The sequence below is a fragment of the Algoriphagus locisalis genome (assembly GCF_900116615.1).
In the GTDB taxonomy this organism is placed as follows: domain Bacteria; phylum Bacteroidota; class Bacteroidia; order Cytophagales; family Cyclobacteriaceae; genus Algoriphagus; species Algoriphagus locisalis.
Genome location: NZ_FPBF01000001.1, coordinates 632206 through 650182, shown reverse-complemented (window position 1 = coordinate 650182; position 17977 = coordinate 632206). Strand labels below are relative to the sequence as shown.

Genomic DNA, 17977 nt, shown 5'->3' with positions numbered 1-17977 from the left:
AGCCAGATTAGAGTATTTTCCTCCATAGGAATGGGCTAATGCCACATTCCTAGTGATACAGAATTTCAATCCTCGTAAAATCTCGATATCCAATTCCCACCATCTTTAGATGATGGTTAATAATATTCCTCAAATATTTTCCGGCTTTAGCCGAATCATGGTTTTGCGTATGGCGTTTGTATCTATTTTAAAAAAGATGATATGAACCTTTCAAAAAACAAATTCACTATTCTTTCAGCACTCCTCTCTCTTGGAGTGGCGGCACTGGCAAAAGCAGCCGTTGATAATCGATATGAGGCATATACAGGTGAATCTGCTCCGAAAAACCCCGAAAGCGATGAAGCATCTATTGGCAAAGTGATTCTTTATACCACCCTTACAGCAGCAATTGGTATTACGGTAAAACTTGTAGTGAGGAAATATTTCACCAAACAGTGGAAAGAATTGGATGGGGATGTTCCAAAGCATTTGAAATAGAAAAGATCCTGCTTTAGGAATGAGCTAAAGGCACATTCCTATTGATACAGAATTTCAATCCTCGTGAAATTTCTATACCCAACAATTCTCTCCAGCTTTAGATGGAGTTAAAAAAAACTGCGATCGCTTTCCGGCTTTAGCCGAATTATTAATCTCTATTCCTTCTCCCAGTCCAAATACCTCTGCCATGGATGCTGCTCTTTGAAACCTAGGACTTCACGGATTTTACGGTTGGAATATAGGGCCTCATGTTCCCCAAGTTCCCGGGTAATCGGAACACCTGGAAAGAAGCGCTCAGCCAGTTCCTTGCTGGGGATAATGGCTCCGTTTTGGTCGTTTGCAGCATTGAATACCTGATAGCCCAAGCCGTCTTTTTGAAGGCATAAATCTACAATCTGACCCAGATCCCGGACATCTATGTAGTTGAAGGCATTTCTACGACGAACTTCAGGATGTTTGAAGTAGTGCGGAAAGAGCTCTGTATATTCATGCGGCTCAATTTCATTCCCTATGCGAAGTGCGTAAATATCAATTCCAGACCTGCGCTGAAAACTTCTGGCGGTCTTCTCATTGACGACTTTGGACATGCCATAGCTATCCATGGGATTCACATCATAATCCTCCTCAAGGGGTAAAAAGTCCGGATCGGTCTTGCCATCAGAAAAGCAAAAGCCATAGGTGGTCTCAGAAGATGCTATAATCACCTTTTTGATTCCCATTTTCACCGCTGCCTCAATTATATTATAGGTGCCAATGGTATTCACACGGAAGGTTTCATTGTCTGGATTGATCAGAATCCTCGGCACTGCAGCAAAGTGCACCACGGCATCAAACTTTGGAACTCCATTACCCGGCTCCAGTTCGCCAAGATTAGCATAAGAACTCATGGCGTTGAACATCTGTCCGGAATCCGTGATATCTGCGATCAGATTATCTACCCCAGGATGATCCAAGGGTTTGAGATCCACATTCATCACTTGATGCCCTTGCTCCAAAAGATAAGGGATTACTTGTTTACCTGCTTTTCCTGATCCTCCGGTGAAAAATACTCTTTGCTTATTCATTTATATATTAACTTATAAATTTTTATTAAGTTTTGGCACAAATAAACATCCTAATTCAAATGCAACGCACCACTTGAAAATATTACCGCATTACTGAATATGCTTACTGAATTTGCTTTGATCTCCACCTCCATACTTCCTGTACGTGAAGAGCATTGAAAGGCTTTCAACGTACTTTTGCCTAATTTCTCTGACCAGTATTTTGCTAAAAAGCTCTGAACTCCCCCAGTAACTGGGTCCTCATCTGCGCCAGACCAAGGGAAGAAATAGCGGTATTCGTAATCAAAGTCTGCCCGTGATGATTCTGCTGTCACCAACACTCCGCTGAGCACGGTGTCAATAGTTTTGAGTTTGCTAAAGTCAGGCTGCAGCCTTTCCAAATCCTCGCTACTTTCCATTTGCAGTAGCAGCATATTGTGAAAAGCATTGTACCTGGAATCCTTCACTTCGGTAATTCCCAAGGTCTTACTTATCTCAGTATCATACTCGCAAGCTTCTGTGGGATGTAGAGGAAAACTCATTTCTATCTTCCCATTCCGCTGAACCACGGTCAGATCACCTGCCAGTTTGGTGTGGAAAGTAATAGTGTGAAGTTCCGGAAACTCATTGAAAAGTGCCTTGGATGAAGCCATGGTAGCATGACCGCAAAGTGGTATTTCTTGTACCGGGGAAAAATAGCGGATACCAAACTCACCGGTATCCTTACTGATCACAAAGGCAGTCTCCGAAAAGCCAAATTCCTTGGCTATAGACTGCATAAGTGACTCAGAAAGTTCAATGGGGATTAGGCAAACAGCTGCTTGATTTCCTTTGAAAAGCTCGGTGGTGAAAGCGTCAATGATATAGGTTTTTATCTGCATGAGGTTAATTTTTGGCGTATTGCCAAAGTAAAAGTGGTCGGGTTAAAATCTCATGCAATTTAATAAAAGTAGGCAGTCCTAAAGTTACATCAACATAATAGTTGATTTCAAAGAAATGTAGCGATAGTACCTTTTGAAAGCTCACAAGCTTAATAAACCACAGTACAAATTGCTTATGTTCTGCATCAAAATTTACTTATCCACTTTCATACCTTCATTCTTATCCTTCTTTATCTTTTTGATTCTCTTCCTAAAAATTAAATATAGGATCAGGATAAGTAAGGGTAAGGCTATAAAGATAACCTGATTACTGGTTTCCGATAGGTCAACAGGTCCACTGGGTTTGGGAATATTCTCTTGATATTGGGCGTACGATATTCCTGGAATCAGTAGAATGATAGCCAAAAGAAAATTCGAAAGTCTTGTGTTTTTATATAGAAACTTGTTCATCATCATTCAGATGGTTTAGGTCAAACTAGCGAAGTTGGGGTGTAAATAAATAAAAGTTGCCTGTCCAAATAATAATGGCTATTCAGACGGGCTCAACTCTATTAAAAGCGCTCTTATTTCTTTAAGAACGCCAGCAATAATTTATTTACTTCATCCCTATGGGTAAGGTTTAACCCATGTGGAGCATCAGGGATCAGGTGGTATTCGTTATCAGCAATACCTTTTGAAGCCTGAGCAGCTGAAGTCTGGAAAGGAACTATGTTATCTGCATCTCCATGCACGATCAGAGTCGGCACATCTACATTTTTCAACTCAGACCTGAAATCCGTGGTCGCCCAAGCTTTGGCTGTTTTGGTGGTAGCAATCGGTGAGGCATGACTGGCTATAGAAAAATCATAGTCCAGATTTGCCTGTGATACCCGGTCTTTCAATTCTTGAAAATTGTAGAAATTCTCATGAAAGCCCTTCAAAAATCCTATACGATCGGTTTTCAGATTTTCCATGATGCCATCCAGATTCTCCTGCGGAACACCATCAGGATTATCCGGTTTTTGGGCTACCAAAGGGATAATAGAAGCAATCAACGCAGCTTTCACCACTCGATCTCCTTGGTAATCCGTGAAATAGCGAACTACCTCTCCCCCTCCCATACTGAAGCCTACCAGCGTCACATTCGTCAACTCGAGTTCTAGGATCAGTTCCCGGAGATCTACTGTCAATGCATCATAGTCGTAATCACCTAGCGGCTGGGATGATTTCCCAAATCCCCTTCTATCATATGCAATAACCCGATAGCCGGCATCTACCAAAGTTGCAACTTGTCCTTCCCAGGCCTGATGACTTAGGGGCCAACCATGAATTAATATCACAGGATCTCCTTTTCCATAATCCTGGTAGAAGATTCTTACTTTTTCGTTTCCGATTTCGTGTTTTAAAAATGGCATAGCAAGTACGTTTTAAGGTTATACTCTTAATAGCTCCAAATGCGGTGCCACCCAAAATAAGTTGGTTTACAGGACAGGAGAAGGTAATTAGCAAATAATTCAAGCAGAACCTCTACCCTTTTCGGGCAGATAATTCCCTATTTACCAAGGGCTTTCCTGACGACCGGAGCAACTACATCACCATAGAGTTCTATAGCCTTCATCAACTTGTCTCGTGGCATGGTCCCTACGCTGAGGTGAAGCAGGTAACGGGTCAAGCCCATCATTTCTTGTTGCATGAGAATTTTGTCGATCACCTCTTGCGGATCTCCCAAAACCAGAGAACCTTCTTTGGATCGCATGGCTTCGAATTGACCGCAGTTCATATCTTTTCTTCAATTCAGGAAATTCCTGCTGGAGCTTACGTGAACTCCTTCCTTTCAGTCTTTTCACTAGACTACTCAGACTATGTCACGGTCGATATTCCAGATGCATATATATATATATATATATATATATATATATATATATGGTCTTTTGACACACCCTCTTTTAGGATTCTAACGTCTTCCGATTCACAAATCTAGATCAATAGGGTGCGACATCGCATTTTAACATCCCACTTGAGAACTGAAGATCTATACTTTGCGCACCAAACTATATGAACCGTAAGTCTATGCAACCTATAGCTTAATCAAAAGTATTTTTACGTCAGGATGAAATCAGTGTCCTTAAATCTCATAATGCACTAGAGAGAATAGGTTAGAATTAGCCCTCTCCTAGGTAAAGCTCAGCAAACCTAACCCCAATAAAGAATAGGCCATATGCCGTATTCATCTGCAATGCCGTAACTAGTTACTTTACTCCATAATTAAAACTAAATCAAACAATTATGAACAAGCGCTACCAAACTGGCATTTTTCAGCTCATTTTCTTTATATCAATTTCCTTTTCTTGTACTGAAAGTGGGGATATAGATCCAGATGATCCATCCGATCCCGATACAGAATTGGATTTTGATTACACGTATTCGGATGTAAAACAGGGCTATACCATGGATATTGATGGCGTGACGGTGAGTGATGTGGCAGAAACTTTGAACTCACTGGAAAGCAATCGCGCCCTAATTGTCAATTTCTCCCGGGGAAATGACTTTTTATTTGGAGGAATTAGTTGGATTCCACTGGAAGCAGGAAACTATGAGACAGGCCACAACCTAGGTCAGGGTCAGGGAACCTTGGGAAATGATCTCTTTATGGTCGCTTTTGTCAAAAAAGACGGGGAGAAATACTATGCTTATTCTTCTCACGAATATGGCTTCAACGAGGACAGAAAAATCCCGGGTTCATTCTGTAAAGTGAAGATCAGGACTCTGGAAGGAAAGCAAACATCTTATCGACTCTTCGGTCAAACTGTCTCTCAATTTATCGGCGTTGTGGAAGGGCAGTTTGCCGGCACATTCAAGACTCCCGAAGGAAAGGAAGTGAAAGTCACCAATGGTCAGTTCCGCATTGAAAATACAATTCCTGATGGAGCTGAGGTTCTAAATTGATTTCAAGGATACCGATGGATTCAAGAAACCATATTTTAAGGTTTACTTGATGAATACTTCGATTGTCCTGAGTGAATGTGAGGGTAGAGACTGCTTTGTAGTTTCGGGAGTCCTGTCTTGGTTGAAACGTTCTACAATTAATAGTTTACTACATTAATTGCAGAACTACTCCAAGACAGGACTCCTATTTACCAAGGGCTTTCCTGACGGCCGGAGCAACTACATCCCCATAGAGTTCTATAGCCTTCATCAACTTGTCATGTGGCATGGTCCCTACACTGAGGTGAAGCAGGTAGCGAGTCAAACCCATCATTTCTTGTTGCATGAGAATCTTGTCGATCACCTCTTGCGGATCTCCCAAAACCAGAGAACCTTCTTTGGATCGCATGGCTCCGAATTGACCTCTGTTCATCGGTGGCCACCCTCTTTCTTTTCCTAATTGTGTCATCACAAAGGAATAGGGACCGTAAAAGTCATCCGCAGCTTGCTGGGAATCTGTCCCAATAAAACCATGTGAGTGAACCGCTATCTGTATGTCTTCATGGTTTCTTCCAGCTTTAGCCCAAGTCTGCCTGTACAAATCGGTGAAATAAGTAAACCGATCCGGGCTACCACCGATTATAGCCAGTGCCAACGGCAAACCTTTTTCTGCTGCACGAATCACAGACTGCGGAGTACCACCTACTGCCAGCCAAACTGGAATCTCTGATTGGAAAGGTCTTGGGTAAACTCCCCTATTTGCGATGGAAGGGCGGTATTTCCCTCTCCAAGATATCTGTTCAGATTTGTTGAGTTGCAAAAGCAAATCAAGTTTCTCAGCAAAGATGACATCGTAATCATTCAGGTCCTGACCAAAAAGAGGAAATGATTCTATAAATGATCCTCGCCCTGCCATGATCTCGGCACGTCCTTCGGACAGCAAATCCACATGGGCGAATTGCTGGAAAACACGAACGGGATCTTCGGAACCTAAGACCGTTACGGCAGAGGAAAGTTTGATGTTTTTGGTAGTGACAGCCGCTGCTGCCAAAACGGTAGCTGGTGAGGAAACCACAAAATCCGGTCGGTGATGCTCCCCTATTGCATAGACATCTAATCCAATCTGATCGGAAAGCTGGATTTCCTCCATCAGGTTTTTCATGCGTTGTGCGGGAGAAAGTGTCTTTCCTGTCTTTGGATCTGGTGTGAGCTCGGCAAAAGTACTGATTCCTAATTCCATGTTATTTCGGCTAAAATTTAAAGGGACAACAGGAGATTGGGGGTAAAAAGTTTGGGGAGGGGAAGATTTGTTGAAGGTTGGAGGATGGGAAGCTGGAGGTTGGGAAGTTGGGAAGTTGGAGGTTGTCGGTTGCAGTGATCAGTCACAGTGATCAGTCGCAGCTGGTTTGAGGTAGGGATTGTGTTTTGGGGTTTATAAAATTGAAAAACCCAGAGGGATTAAAGCATTTTAGGCTTCAATTCTGGGTTCAAAGCCCTGAAAGAGCGGCAATATTCCAGCCCAGGGTAAGGAGGCACGACGCAACCCTGGGCTTAGAATGAATTAATTCAACAGTGTTGGCCCAAGATCATTTTTTGGAAGCAAAACGCCGGTGCCAGCAAGATGGAGACGAGAGCTATGAAGCCCCTACATTTTATATATCATCAATTGGTCCATTTTAATTGATCATTGACCATTTACTATTCCGTTTTTAGACTTATCACTGGATTTAAATAGGCAACCTTAAACACCTGATATCCAACTGTCAATGCAGTAATTATTATTGAACTCCCTATTGCCATGGCAAAGGTCCATGCATCCAAGGTAATTTTGAATTCGAAATCCTGGAGCCACTGATTCATAAACCACCAACCTATCGGAGCGGCGATCAGAAATGCTATGATAATCAAGCGAACAAACTCCTGACCGAATAGCCAGATGATATGTGTTACGCCTCCTCCCATTACTTTGCGAATCCCTACTTCCTTGGTCTTTTGGGAAATCATAAAGGAAATCAGACCATAAAGCCCTAAGCAACCGATGAAAATGGCAATAAAGGAAAAGAACTGAATCCCTTTCAACAAGGTGTCTTCTGCTTCATAAAACTGAGCAATGCTTTCATCTACAAATTCATATTCAAACATCTTGTCTGGGTATTGCTCTTCCCAAAGTGTTTCTATCTCTGCTAAAGTTGCCTTTACTGAATTCCCATTGATCTTTATTGCATAATTAAAGTACATATTACTCGCCGTGGTAATCAATGCTGCTGAAATGCCTTCATGAAATGACCTGTCATGAAAATTCTCAACCACACCTACAATAGGGCCTGTCATTTCTCCTCCATTGGCATAGATCATTTCCCCCAAAGCATCTTCGTAGGAAGTGAATCCAAGATTCTGTAGCAAAGCTTCATTGACTACCACTTCCCTCACTGTATCTGAAGGCGTTAGATTCCTTCCTGCTACCAGTTCCAGGTCAAATGTGGAAAGATAATCTGCATCTGCCAACTTCATATTGGTTCGAAAGCTTACCTCTTCAGTATCAGTGCCAAAGCGGATGGAGTTGTTCCAAGAACCAGCCGATGCCGGAGCAGCAAAGCAAAGCGATACTTTCTCAATTCCGGGCACACGTAAAAACTCATTTTTAAGTGTTTGCATGGTGTTTAATGAATCACTTCCCATTCTTACCATCACTATGGATTCCTTGTCAAAGCCAAGTTCTGCCTCCCTCGCAAAGCGCATTTGGTTCATGATCACAATCACTCCTATGATCAACACCTGGGAAATGGCAAACTGCATGACGATCAGGGAACGTCGGGTATTGAACCCACCCAACTGTTGCATGGAAAGCTTCCCTTTGAGGGCAGCGACAGGTTTGAAGCCAGTCAAAATAAAAGCCGGATAGCATCCTGCCAAAAGTGTGATGAGGATATCCAAACCAATGATAAATAAGACCAAAGTACCATCAGTCAAGAAATTTACAGGTATCTGGGTGCTGAAGAAGTCATTTACATAAGGCACCAGTGCAAAGGCTGCAACCAATGCGATCAGAATACTGACGATCGCGATAATGGCTGTTTCGAAAATAAACTGCCAGAAAAGTTGGCTGCGGAAACTTCCCAATACTTTCCGTACGCCCACCTCTTTGGATCTTTTCAATGCCTGGGCAGTAGCCAGATTTACAAAATTCACACAAGCGGTAAGCAGTAAAAAGATTCCAATTGCGATAAGAATTCCGATATCAGACTTATCCATAGCTCCCCCATATCTACCATCGAAATGTACATCTGAAAGCGCCTGAAGTTTGTAGTGATGTACATTCTTACTTTCGGGTCTGTGTAGCTTCACATAAGGCTGTAAAGCTTCCTCCACTTCTGCTGGACTCACACCAGAACGGAGTTTTGTAAAACAATACATTCCTCCTGTAATTCCTCCCCAGGCATCATCACTTGCCAGCCAAGGGTTAAAATCTTTCATACTGCTATAGGAAACAAAAATCTCTGGACTGATATCTGTATTGGGAGGCAAATCTTCCAAAACTCCTGTAATGGTGAAGGGTAGAAAATTATCATAAGTAATGACCTGACCGATGGGGTTTTGCTCACCAAAATACTTCTTTGCCAATCTCTCGGTAATAATGGCTGTATTCGGCTCTTTCAGAGCCGTTTTCATATTCCCTTTTGAAAGTGGGAAATTGAAAATATCAAAAAATTCAGGCTCGGTAAATGCAAAACCTTGGGGTTCCTTGATCAACTGCTTTTCTCCGTTTCGCTCAAAAGAAATCACTGTATTGGCTTCATGAAACATCCGGGCGACTTTTTCACCATAGGTATGATTCTCTCTGAGTACCATCCCCAGAGGAGAAGGCACACTATTGACATAGGAAACAGATTCCCGATGTTGCTCCGTAACGACCCTGTAAATGCGATCCTTATCTTGATGGAAATCATCAAAACCTGTATGGTGCTTCACCAGCACAAAAATCAAAATGCAACAGGTGATGCTGAGTGCCAACCCGGCAATATTGATCAGGGTATATTCCTTATTTCTCAGAAGGGTTCTCCAGCCGATTTTAAAGTAACTTTTATACATGCCATAGGGGGTTAAGTTCTGATAAGGTTTTCTTGGGCGGATGATGCCCGGACGGAAAAGCAAGAGTACATCTTTGATGAATCTCCAGTCCGCCTTTCGCTTCCCAAAAGTTTTAAAGTTTCTCTCATAAACTTCTATGAGGTCGCCTTCTATGTAATCCAGCATCCCAGGATGGCAAAACCATCGGAAGAAGCGGAGAAAAAGCTTGGGCGGTGTGGGATGACGCTGATTCATAGCTTAAATTCCAGCTAGATTCGACTGCCATATAGTTTCTGGTATGGCAGCCCAGAGTTCATCGCGGGTGTCTTTAGCATATTGAATCGCTTTCTTCCCTAACGCTGTGATCTCGAAGTAGCGCCTAGGCCGGCCAGCTCGTTCTTCTGTTGCTTCACCAGAAAATGATTTCAGGTAGCCCTTGTCCTCCATCCTATTCAATGCCGTGTGCAAGGCTCCCATACTGACAGTTCGCTTTAATCGAGACTCGATCTCATCCTTGATAGCAACGCTATAGGCTAAATTATTCAGAATGCCTACGGTGAGAATTACTATTTCTTCAAACTCACCTAATTGAAAGTTCTTCATTAGAAAACATTAATCTTGAAAATCCGCTTGACGGACTATTTAAAAGCGTTAAATACGCGGATAAGTATATTATCTAAATGTAGGATTAATATTCATGCCAGAATTTTAAGGCCCCTTCATGACCATTGAAGCATGGTCAAAGAATGATTACAGTCCGAAAAAGGACAGTTTTGGTCGGAGGTGGACTTTTCTATTTAAAACGTAAGAATTGATACCAATGAAATTTGACTGAGGATTAAACCATCCTAAATTTATGAAGATGAAAAATATCCCCGAAGTCTGGCTGAGAGGTCCCCTACCCGATTACCCTTCAGAACTACAGCCAATCGCACATGCTATCCTGCAAGCTCAGGAAGAAATCCATCTGCTCATGAAAGATTTCCCTTCCCAGATGCTCTGGGAAAAGCCGGCAGGCATGGCCTCTCCTGCTTTTCATTTACAGCATATTGCAGGAGTGTTGGATCGAATGGCAAGCTATGCGAATGCAAAGAAATTGAGTACTGAGCAGTTTGCTTACCTGAAGGCTGAAGGAGTAAAAAGTGAAGAATTGACAACTGAGCAATTGGTAAAAGTGCTGGATAACCAGATTCAAATGTTTCTCCAACTGCTTTCACAGACTGACCCTGCGACTATAACAGACTATAGAAGTGTGGGCAGAGCTGAGCTACCATCCACAGTCGGCGGACTTCTATTTCATGCCGCAGAACACATGCAGAGGCATTTCGGGCAGTTGCTAGTAACAGTGAAAGTATTACAAAAATAGCGCTAGTTGAAACTATATAAATGAGTCGTTTGCAGCAAATAAACCACTCAAGTACATCTACTTAAATACAAAAAATCCCTGCTGAGAGCAGGGATTTTTTGTTGATACATATCTTAAACCGTTCAGAGGTTATTCAGCCGTATCTTGCAAAGCCTTAATATTATTATCATCATAAAATTTATCTCTGTAGGCCTGAAACTCCTCTTCCAATGCTGTCACCAATTCAAGATTGGCATCTACATTCTGCCACATATCCGGAAGCTTCTTTTCGAGCAGTCCCACGCCCAAATTAATATTGTCGGCTTCTATCTTGGATATTTTCTTCAAAACAGAAGTTTGACTGTTCTTCAAATCGTCAAATTCCCTCAGGATTTTATCCATCAATTCTACTTTTTCTAATTTATCCATGGTTCGTTATTTTAAGTTCATTTACACTTAATATACTAATTATCTAGCACTTGAAAATCCAATCCTGTGTCGGTTAATAGGCATCACGCCAATTTTAGCTAAGCTTGGATCCTTGACTATGGCCAATTGATTATACTTCTGAATCTACGACGACAACATTTTCATCAAATGAAAAAGAACCTGCATGAAGCTTGCCACCACTTCTTAAAATCAAGTAAGCACCAGCTATACCAAGTGCGACCTTTAGCGCTGGGTTTCGTTTGGATAGCGCCAGAGATAAGACATAAGTACCTGCCACGAGAGATGTCAACCCCTCTGAATATGCTGTGATTTTCTTTAAGCTATACATTGTTTTATGGTTTGCATTTTTCATGATAGTATCACTCATTTTATTTATAGTTTCAAATTACATGCTAGATGCTCTCCACTACCTCAGGGCGTATTTTGGCTTTCTTTTCTGATCAAAAAGGAAAAATAAAGGAAGGATACACCCCAAATTGGGGACTTGTGAAAAATGGAAAGGAATGCTTGAAAATGAATAATTCTTATTGATCTATCAGGTAATCTTGATTTTCACTCAAGTCTAATGATACATTTTTTTCTTCGGTACTCCCTATTCCCCGAGAATCTCATATTTTGCAATCTCTTCATCCACAGAAGTATTTTAACAATAAACCTATTCATATTCCTCTAATGAGAATTCCCAATAACCTCATTCTAACCTGCGCAGTTTCGCTGGCAATTTTCGCAAGCTGTACTCCAGAGAAATCACCTTTTGATGTATCACCTGCGGATTCCATGGATCCAAAGCGATTAGAACAACCCTACCCTGCTATCAGCATTCCTGAAGATGCAGACATGGAATCACCTGTTTGGAAAGGCACTGATCTATCACCTCAGCCCCCAGTAATCCCAGTTTCCGCAAATGAACAATTGAAGAGTTTCGTGCTTCAGCCTGGATATAAATTAGAACCAATTCTCTCCGAACCTCAAATCAGGGAGCCTGCGGCGATTCAGTTTGATGGAAATGGACGAATGTATGTGCTAGAACTGAGAACCTACATGCAGGACATAGACGCTACCGGGGAGCTGATGCCTACTTCTCGTATCTCCAGATGGGAAGACACAGACAATGATGGTGTTTATGATAATAGCGTCATCTTTTTAGACAGCCTGGTATTTCCTAGATATGTGGTTCCGTTTGGTAAAAACACCATTTTATCCATGGAGTCCAACGAGGATAACGTTTACAAATACACAGATACGGATGGGGATGGAAAGGCTGATAAAAAAGAGCTTTTTGCCTCTGGGTTGGGTAGATCCGGTAACGTAGAGCATCAGACCAGTTTCCTGACTTGGACTTTGGACAACTGGATGTATAGCACCTACAATTCCCGGAGAATCCGCTGGACTCCAGATGGAGTCATCCAGGAACCGGCAGGAAACCCCTGGGGACAATGGGGAGTAACTCAGGATAATTATGGACAGACTTGGTTCCAAGATGGTGCTGGTGGAGTTCCTCAAAGCTTCCAGTTTCCGCTTGTCTATGGCAATTTCGGAGTAAAAGGTCAGTATAAAGACGGTTTCAGAGAGCCTTTCAGCTTGGTGAAATTAGCAGATTTTCAACCTGGAATGAGAGAAACAAAACCTGATGGCTCTCTTAACAATGTTACAGGATCAGCTGGAAATGATGTGTTCCGTGGAGATAGACTTCCACAGGAACTTCAAAACAAATACTTCTATGGTGAGCCTGTAGGCCGAATAGTCCGTCAGGTAAATACTGAAAAAATAGAAGGACTATCCTACATCCAAAATCCATACAGAGAAGCTCAATCAGAGTTTATCCAATCTACAGATCCACTCTTCCGCCCTGTAGATATCGCAACTGCTCCTGATGGCACCATGTATATCGTGGATATGTATAGAGGGATAATACAGCAGGGAAACTGGACTCAGGATGGAAGCTACTTGCGTACTAAAATCCAACAATACCAAATGGATGATATTGCCGGGAACGGTCGAATCTGGCGCCTGACCTACGAGGGTATGGAAAGAAATAAGGAAAAGCCAAGAATGCTGGAAGAAACCTCAGCAGAGTTAGTCCGGCATCTGAGTAATCCAAATGGCTGGTGGAGAGACAAGGCTCAGCAGCTGATAGTTTTGAATCAGGATAAATCAGTTGCTGGTGATTTGGAAAAATTGGTAACCACTTCTGAAAATGAATTGGCGAGAATTCATGCACTTTGGACACTGGAAGGTCTTAATGCTCTTAAACTAGACTTGGTAAAAACCCTGATGAAGGATAAGAGTCCTCAGATGAGAATTCAGGCGCTTCGTGCCAGCGAAAGTCTTTACAAATATGGAGAGAAGAGCTTGGCGGCTGACTACCGAGAGATGATCAAGGATTCCTCCAAGGACGTTGCTTTACAAGCCTTACTAAGCGCAAATGTTCTTAAAATCGATCAATATGAGGAATTGATTAAATCAACTTTAGCAGAGAATCAATCTGAAGGAATTCAGGTAGTCGGGACGCAACTGTTGGAACGTATAGCAAAAGAAAAGGAAATGGCCGCTACGAAGTTCGAGCCTGAGCAACTGGCACTTTTCAATAAAGGAAGAACAATCTTCGATAGCTACTGTGCTACCTGTCATGGTCCCAAAGGACTGGGCACTCCTACCGGTGGTGGTGAGTTGATTGCCCCAGCTTTCTCCGGTTCCCAAAGACTAATGGGACATCCGGAATATGCTGTTAAAACCTTGCTTCATGGCTTGAATGGTGCTCTGGATGGAAAAGAATACGAGGGTGTAATGATTGCTATGGATAGCAATGACGATGAGTACATCGCCTCAGTAGTTTCTTACATCCGAAATGATTTTGGGAATTCAGGGAGCTTTGTGAGTCCTGAATATGTGGCGCAAATAAGAAAAGAAACGGAAGGAAAACAGGGAACTTACGAGTTTGATGAACTGGTGGGAGAAATACCTAAATCACTTACCCTTCAGGATAACTGGAAAATCACAGCGAGTAGCACTGCTTTGCAGGGTGTAGGTTCTACCAAGGATCCATCTTATGCTTTTAGCTATAAAGGTTGGAAAACAGATGGTGCTCAAGAGCCTGGAATGTGGTTCCAGGTTGAACTTCCAACTGCTCAACATATCACTGAAGTTCAGTTTGATGCAGGAGGTAAAGAGTTTCCAATAGCCTATTCGGTATCTACTTCGTCTGATGGTAAATCCTGGACCAAAGTGGCTGAAGCATCTGGCAATCCCGGTGCCAATACAATTCAGTGGAAAGCAGAAGGAAATGCAAGATTCCTGAAAATTGAAAGTTCAGAGCAAGGTGAGCAACCTTGGGCGATGAAGTCACTTACGCTTTATGCGAGATGATTTGATAAATAGGCATGAAATCGACACGATTAAAATCATCATTAAAACTCACAGGGCAATGATTATTTTAATCGTCAAAGATTCCATATGACCATAGAAAAACAGTTTAAGCGATGGGGTTTTTCCATCGCTTTTTTATTGGGTAAAATGAAATGAATTATTCCATACCTAAATTTAATTTTCATTTTTAACCGCTCGTTAAAATCCGGTTAATGATATCCTTTCTAATCAATTCACGTACTTTTAACCCAGCCCTTTAGATAATTCTTATGAACAGATTTGTAATCGGATTTTTCGCGGCACTGCTACTTCTTGGTGGTATCTGGCTTTTTATCAACAATAAAAACGAAGAAGCCGAACTTCAAGCCAACTCATCCATGATACAGCAGCAGATTCAGCAGGTGGGAAAGCTCATCGTGACTGAAGCCTATTATTCTCAGGTTTTCACCTATAAAAATTCCCAGAAGCTTTTTCTCAACCTAGTCTCTGCAGATAAAAAAGCATTAATCGTAGCGAAGGCAAAAGCTACGGTAGAATATGATTTGCGGCAAATGGAGACTGAAATTGACCCGGAAAACAGGACCGTCAGGATAGTGAAAATTCCAGATCCTGTAGTCAATGTATATCCTGAGTTTGACTATTACGATGTATCCCAGGATTTTCTAAACCAGTTTGAAGGCAAAGATTACAATAAAATCAAAAGTAGCATCACAGATCAGTTTCGCAAGAAAATCGATGAATCTGGGCTGAAAGATGACGCTCAGGATAGATTAATGAGCGAATTGCTAAATATTTTTATCCTCACCAAATCCCTGGAATGGACACTGGTCTATAATGAGAAAGTAATAGAAAACGAGGAGCAATTAATCGGTTCCACAAGGTGATTTTACTGACTAGAGCTGTGGAGAACTCCATGTTTCATAGACATTCTTGATAGAGTCTCCGATTCCTTTGGTATCTCTATTGGTGATTGCCACTCCCAAAATCAATAATGCCGCGGCAATATTCAACCCCTTTTGAATATTCCGCAGTGTCTTAATAGTCCCCTGAATATCAGCTGAAATGGAATTGATTTTCTGAAGGGATTCAGTCACTTCATCCATGATCAGCGTAGTGGAAAATGCCAGGATATCCTCCCCTGTCTGAAGCAGCATATTCTGGGTTTCGCTCAACTCTTTATTTTCATCAAGTGAAAGCCTTTCCCAGTTTTCATACCTAAAATCACCAATAGCCATCCCCAAGTAATAGAAGTTGTCTGAAAGTTGCTTCGCTTGATCAGAAGTCAGATTTGCCATAGGTTTTAGTTATTAAGTTTATTGAATTCAGATACCAGTTCCTTCACATGGCTGGAATATTCCTGAAGTAATTCTTGAAGGTTTTTCACGGAAAGCTTATTTCTGTTGTCATAGAGCACTTGATGTCCCTTAGCTATTTCCGCCAAGCTTTCACCGAATACCTCCAATTCCAGCTCCTTTCGCTGAATAGCCTCCAACGCCTGATAATAGTCAGTAGCAGCTTGCCCTTTTTCATATTCAGAAAGTACCGTTTGATTCATTTTCATATCCATGTAATAGGCGTACAATCTTTCCCGCTTAAATCTCAATTCTCCCTTCAAGTTGGTACTGATGATCACTTCGAATTTCTCCAAAAGCACCTGCATAGATTCATTCGCCTCTTCTATGTACTGAGCTGTTTTCTTTCGCCTATAGGAATCTGTGGTAGCTCGCAGTAAGGTATTGGAAAGACTGGAAAAAGCAGTTGCAAATCGACTATCGATCTGTACCGGACCAAATTCCTCAGCAGTCAAAGCATTTACTACCGCATCGCTGCTGTAAGTGGTCAACTCATTTTGAGACAAATGACCCAATCCCTCAAAATAGCCTTCAATGGTATTGTAAATAACCTGCGTCACGCTGTCGGCTTCCTGATAAAGTTCGCAGGAGCATTCCTGAGCCCGCTTTATCTCATATTTTCTGATTGCCTCATCCGTACATCTGTCCAGGCAGTGCTGCAAAAATGAATAGTCAATCTTTTCGAAATTTTTGAGGCTTTCCGTTGAAGTAACAGAAAATTCACCAACGGATTTGAGATTGACACAGCTAAAAAGAAATAAGGTAAAAGTTACTAACACCAAAGGCGGCATTTTTCCCAATAGAGCAGTTCTCATTCCTTATTATTTAAAAATGGATGATGGAATTGACTATGGCGTGCAATCAAAAACACACATAGCATTTAACATCAATAAGATAGTAAGAAGAATCAGTAAATCCATCACTGTAATTCTCATTACTTGGTACAAAAAAAAGATCTGGCTATTTCTCTCATAGAGAATAGCCAGATCTGGGAAAAATCAATTTTACTTACTTTCTATAATTCGCCTGTCTCTCAACCATCCAACCTGGGTATTGCATGGGCAATGGGCTTACCTTATCTATTTTTCTTAAGTCATCCTCCGTCAAAAGCAGTTTGGTGGAGTCCACATTGGCTTTCAATTGATCCAAAGTTTTAGCTCCGATGATTGTACTGGTAATTCCTTTCTGTTGCCTAACCCAAGCTAAAGCTACTTGAGCTATACTCGCATCATGAATTTTGGCCAAGTCCGCCATGACATCTACTAAATCATACGCCTTTTCCTTATCAATTGGAGGGAAATCAAAGCTAGCTCTTCTGGAGTCAGCATCTGCACCTTCTCTGGTAAACTTACCTGTTAAGAATCCTCCTGCGAGCGGGCTCCAAGGGAAAATAGCGATATCATGATCGACTGCCATTGGCACCAACTCATGCTCTATATCCCGGCTGACTGCGGAATAATAGTACTGCAAGCCCATAAATTTATGCCAACCCCGATAATGTGCAATCGCCTGTGCTTTGGCGACCATCCAAGCTGGCCAGTTACAGATGGCGATGTATCTAACTTTGCCGGATTCCACGATATCATTGAGAGAACGGACTACTTCTTCAAGCGAAGTCAAAGGATCAACTCCATGCACATAAAGAATGTCCACGTAATCCATCTGGAGCCTTTTCAAACTTGCTTCTACCGAGTTAAAGATGTTGTACCGGGAAAGACCAGCTGCGTTTGGCTTGTCTTTCATCTTAGCCAAAAGCTTGGTCGCAATAACGATTTCATCTCTAGGTACAGCCAGATCCAATAAGCCTTGTCCCAAAAGTTCCTCGGATTGTCCAAAGGAATAAACATTGGCAGTATCGATAAAATTGATTCCTGATTCGACCACAGCAGCTAGCATTTCATTCACTTCCTTTTGCTGAAGCTTGCCGATTTTGGCCCACATATCTTCTTGCTGTCCTCCAAAAGTCATGGTTCCGAAGCATAGTTCGGATACCAATAAGCCGGTATTCCCGACAGTATTGTACTTCATAGTGTTGTTGTTTTGTGCTTAAAAAAAGGGTTACTGTAAATCAACAGGAGTCAGGTAAAAACA

General features: G+C 41.9%; 18 protein-coding genes and 1 pseudogene. 5 read left to right on the top strand and 14 right to left on the bottom strand.

Annotated elements, in window-relative coordinates; genetic code table 11:
- Nucleotides 1-201 precede the first annotated feature (201 nt).
- Nucleotides 202-477 (top strand): DUF4235 domain-containing protein, encoded by a 276-nt coding sequence (locus tag BM386_RS02860; RefSeq protein ID WP_091691538.1) that lies wholly within the window; start codon nucleotides 202-204, stop codon nucleotides 475-477.
- A 155-nt stretch (nucleotides 478-632) separates the two neighbouring features.
- Here BM386_RS02860 and BM386_RS02855 read toward each other — a convergent pair whose 3' ends face one another.
- The 6 genes and pseudogenes from BM386_RS02855 to tnpA all read right to left on the bottom strand — a co-directional run.
- Nucleotides 633-1541: an NAD-dependent epimerase/dehydratase family protein gene (locus BM386_RS02855; RefSeq protein ID WP_091691537.1), complete on the bottom strand. Its 909-nt coding sequence runs from the start codon at nucleotides 1539-1541 to the stop codon at nucleotides 633-635.
- Between the two features lie 50 nt (nucleotides 1542-1591).
- Nucleotides 1592-2401: a PhzF family phenazine biosynthesis protein gene (locus BM386_RS02850; protein WP_091691536.1), complete on the bottom strand. Its 810-nt coding sequence runs from the start codon at nucleotides 2399-2401 to the stop codon at nucleotides 1592-1594.
- A gap of 192 nt (nucleotides 2402-2593) precedes the next feature.
- On the bottom strand, nucleotides 2594-2851 hold the full coding sequence (locus BM386_RS02845; RefSeq protein WP_211482880.1) for a hypothetical protein: 258 nt from the start codon (nucleotides 2849-2851) through the stop codon (nucleotides 2594-2596).
- 113 nt (nucleotides 2852-2964) lie between these two features.
- Nucleotides 2965-3795 (bottom strand): alpha/beta fold hydrolase, encoded by an 831-nt coding sequence (locus tag BM386_RS02840; RefSeq protein ID WP_091691534.1) that lies wholly within the window; start codon nucleotides 3793-3795, stop codon nucleotides 2965-2967.
- Between the two features lie 137 nt (nucleotides 3796-3932).
- Complete coding sequence (locus BM386_RS23885; protein WP_244545463.1) at nucleotides 3933-4136, bottom strand: hypothetical protein; 204 nt, start codon at nucleotides 4134-4136, stop codon at nucleotides 3933-3935.
- A 22-nt stretch (nucleotides 4137-4158) separates the two neighbouring features.
- Nucleotides 4159-4456: pseudogene (gene tnpA / locus BM386_RS23880) on the bottom strand (IS200/IS605 family transposase); the annotation flags it as partial.
- Between the two features lie 210 nt (nucleotides 4457-4666).
- On the opposite strand from tnpA, the gene BM386_RS02825 reads away from it, so the two are divergent.
- Entirely contained in the window at nucleotides 4667-5326 is a 660-nt protein-coding gene (locus BM386_RS02825) for a hypothetical protein (RefSeq protein ID WP_091691533.1), read from the top strand.
- A 184-nt stretch (nucleotides 5327-5510) separates the two neighbouring features.
- Here BM386_RS02825 and BM386_RS02820 read toward each other — a convergent pair whose 3' ends face one another.
- The 3 genes from BM386_RS02820 to BM386_RS02810 all read right to left on the bottom strand — a co-directional run bounded on the left by BM386_RS02820 (nucleotide 5511) and on the right by BM386_RS02810 (nucleotide 9976).
- Nucleotides 5511-6545, bottom strand: a complete 1035-nt coding sequence (locus BM386_RS02820) for an LLM class flavin-dependent oxidoreductase (RefSeq protein ID WP_091691532.1) — start codon at nucleotides 6543-6545, stop codon at nucleotides 5511-5513.
- A 458-nt stretch (nucleotides 6546-7003) separates the two neighbouring features.
- The gene (locus BM386_RS02815; RefSeq protein WP_091691531.1) at nucleotides 7004-9628 is read right to left on the bottom strand and encodes an ABC transporter permease; all 2625 of its coding nucleotides are present in this window, start codon (nucleotides 9626-9628) and stop codon (nucleotides 7004-7006) included.
- Between the two features lie 3 nt (nucleotides 9629-9631).
- Nucleotides 9632-9976, bottom strand: a complete 345-nt coding sequence (locus tag BM386_RS02810) for a PadR family transcriptional regulator (RefSeq protein ID WP_091691530.1) — start codon at nucleotides 9974-9976, stop codon at nucleotides 9632-9634.
- 253 nt (nucleotides 9977-10229) lie between these two features.
- On the opposite strand from BM386_RS02810, the gene BM386_RS02805 reads away from it, so the two are divergent.
- Nucleotides 10230-10739, top strand: coding sequence for a DinB family protein (locus tag BM386_RS02805; protein WP_425285301.1), 510 nt, complete (start codon nucleotides 10230-10232; stop codon nucleotides 10737-10739).
- A 129-nt stretch (nucleotides 10740-10868) separates the two neighbouring features.
- On the opposite strand, the gene BM386_RS02800 is transcribed toward BM386_RS02805, so the two are convergent.
- Nucleotides 10869-11147 (bottom strand): hypothetical protein, encoded by a 279-nt coding sequence (locus BM386_RS02800; RefSeq protein WP_091691529.1) that lies wholly within the window; start codon nucleotides 11145-11147, stop codon nucleotides 10869-10871.
- A gap of 130 nt (nucleotides 11148-11277) precedes the next feature.
- Nucleotides 11278-11496: a hypothetical protein gene (locus tag BM386_RS02795; protein ID WP_139235835.1), complete on the bottom strand. Its 219-nt coding sequence runs from the start codon at nucleotides 11494-11496 to the stop codon at nucleotides 11278-11280.
- A 344-nt stretch (nucleotides 11497-11840) separates the two neighbouring features.
- On the opposite strand from BM386_RS02795, the gene BM386_RS02790 reads away from it, so the two are divergent.
- Both BM386_RS02790 and BM386_RS02785 read left to right on the top strand, forming a co-directional pair.
- Nucleotides 11841-14534, top strand: coding sequence for a DUF7133 domain-containing protein (locus BM386_RS02790; protein ID WP_091691527.1), 2694 nt, complete (start codon nucleotides 11841-11843; stop codon nucleotides 14532-14534).
- Between the two features lie 269 nt (nucleotides 14535-14803).
- Nucleotides 14804-15418 carry a DUF4230 domain-containing protein gene (locus BM386_RS02785; RefSeq protein ID WP_091691526.1) on the top strand — a complete coding sequence of 205 codons (615 nt, stop codon included), beginning with the start codon at nucleotides 14804-14806 and terminating at the stop codon, nucleotides 15416-15418.
- A gap of 9 nt (nucleotides 15419-15427) precedes the next feature.
- Here the strand turns inward: BM386_RS02785 and BM386_RS02780 are convergent, their stop codons facing one another.
- The 3 genes from BM386_RS02780 to BM386_RS02770 form a co-directional block, all read right to left on the bottom strand.
- The gene (locus BM386_RS02780) at nucleotides 15428-15829 is read right to left on the bottom strand and encodes a hypothetical protein (RefSeq protein WP_091691525.1); all 402 of its coding nucleotides are present in this window, start codon (nucleotides 15827-15829) and stop codon (nucleotides 15428-15430) included.
- A gap of 5 nt (nucleotides 15830-15834) precedes the next feature.
- Nucleotides 15835-16701: a hypothetical protein gene (locus BM386_RS02775; protein WP_091691524.1), complete on the bottom strand. Its 867-nt coding sequence runs from the start codon at nucleotides 16699-16701 to the stop codon at nucleotides 15835-15837.
- A gap of 193 nt (nucleotides 16702-16894) precedes the next feature.
- Nucleotides 16895-17914 carry an aldo/keto reductase gene (locus BM386_RS02770; protein WP_091691523.1) on the bottom strand — a complete coding sequence of 340 codons (1020 nt, stop codon included), beginning with the start codon at nucleotides 17912-17914 and terminating at the stop codon, nucleotides 16895-16897.
- Nucleotides 17915-17977: the final 63 nt, after the last annotated feature.

What these genes read in the sequence shown, in the direction of transcription:
- BM386_RS02855 (WP_091691537.1), bottom strand. Translation starts at nt 1,541, where the DNA reads ATGAATAAGCAAAGAGTATTTTTCACCGGAGGATCAGGAAAAGCAGGT.
- BM386_RS02775 (WP_091691524.1), bottom strand. Translation starts at nt 16,701, where the DNA reads ATGAGAACTGCTCTATTGGGAAAAATGCCGCCTTTGGTGTTAGTAACT.
- BM386_RS02790 (WP_091691527.1), top strand. Translation starts at nt 11,841, where the DNA reads ATGAGAATTCCCAATAACCTCATTCTAACCTGCGCAGTTTCGCTGGCA.
- BM386_RS02850 (WP_091691536.1), bottom strand. Translation starts at nt 2,401, where the DNA reads ATGCAGATAAAAACCTATATCATTGACGCTTTCACCACCGAGCTTTTC.
- BM386_RS02845 (WP_211482880.1), bottom strand. Translation starts at nt 2,851, where the DNA reads ATGAACAAGTTTCTATATAAAAACACAAGACTTTCGAATTTTCTTTTG.
- BM386_RS02825 (WP_091691533.1), top strand. Translation starts at nt 4,667, where the DNA reads ATGAACAAGCGCTACCAAACTGGCATTTTTCAGCTCATTTTCTTTATA.
- BM386_RS02820 (WP_091691532.1), bottom strand. Translation starts at nt 6,545, where the DNA reads ATGGAATTAGGAATCAGTACTTTTGCCGAGCTCACACCAGATCCAAAG.
- BM386_RS02805 (WP_425285301.1), top strand. Translation starts at nt 10,230, where the DNA reads ATGAAGATGAAAAATATCCCCGAAGTCTGGCTGAGAGGTCCCCTACCC.
- BM386_RS02770 (WP_091691523.1), bottom strand. Translation starts at nt 17,914, where the DNA reads ATGAAGTACAATACTGTCGGGAATACCGGCTTATTGGTATCCGAACTA.
- BM386_RS02840 (WP_091691534.1), bottom strand. Translation starts at nt 3,795, where the DNA reads ATGCCATTTTTAAAACACGAAATCGGAAACGAAAAAGTAAGAATCTTC.
- BM386_RS02785 (WP_091691526.1), top strand. Translation starts at nt 14,804, where the DNA reads ATGAACAGATTTGTAATCGGATTTTTCGCGGCACTGCTACTTCTTGGT.
- BM386_RS02810 (WP_091691530.1), bottom strand. Translation starts at nt 9,976, where the DNA reads ATGAAGAACTTTCAATTAGGTGAGTTTGAAGAAATAGTAATTCTCACC.
- BM386_RS02860 (WP_091691538.1), top strand. Translation starts at nt 202, where the DNA reads ATGAACCTTTCAAAAAACAAATTCACTATTCTTTCAGCACTCCTCTCT.
- BM386_RS02780 (WP_091691525.1), bottom strand. Translation starts at nt 15,829, where the DNA reads ATGGCAAATCTGACTTCTGATCAAGCGAAGCAACTTTCAGACAACTTC.
- BM386_RS02815 (WP_091691531.1), bottom strand. Translation starts at nt 9,628, where the DNA reads ATGAATCAGCGTCATCCCACACCGCCCAAGCTTTTTCTCCGCTTCTTC.
- BM386_RS23885 (WP_244545463.1), bottom strand. Translation starts at nt 4,136, where the DNA reads ATGCGATCCAAAGAAGGTTCTCTGGTTTTGGGAGATCCGCAAGAGGTG.
- BM386_RS02800 (WP_091691529.1), bottom strand. Translation starts at nt 11,147, where the DNA reads ATGGATAAATTAGAAAAAGTAGAATTGATGGATAAAATCCTGAGGGAA.
- BM386_RS02795 (WP_139235835.1), bottom strand. Translation starts at nt 11,496, where the DNA reads ATGTATAGCTTAAAGAAAATCACAGCATATTCAGAGGGGTTGACATCT.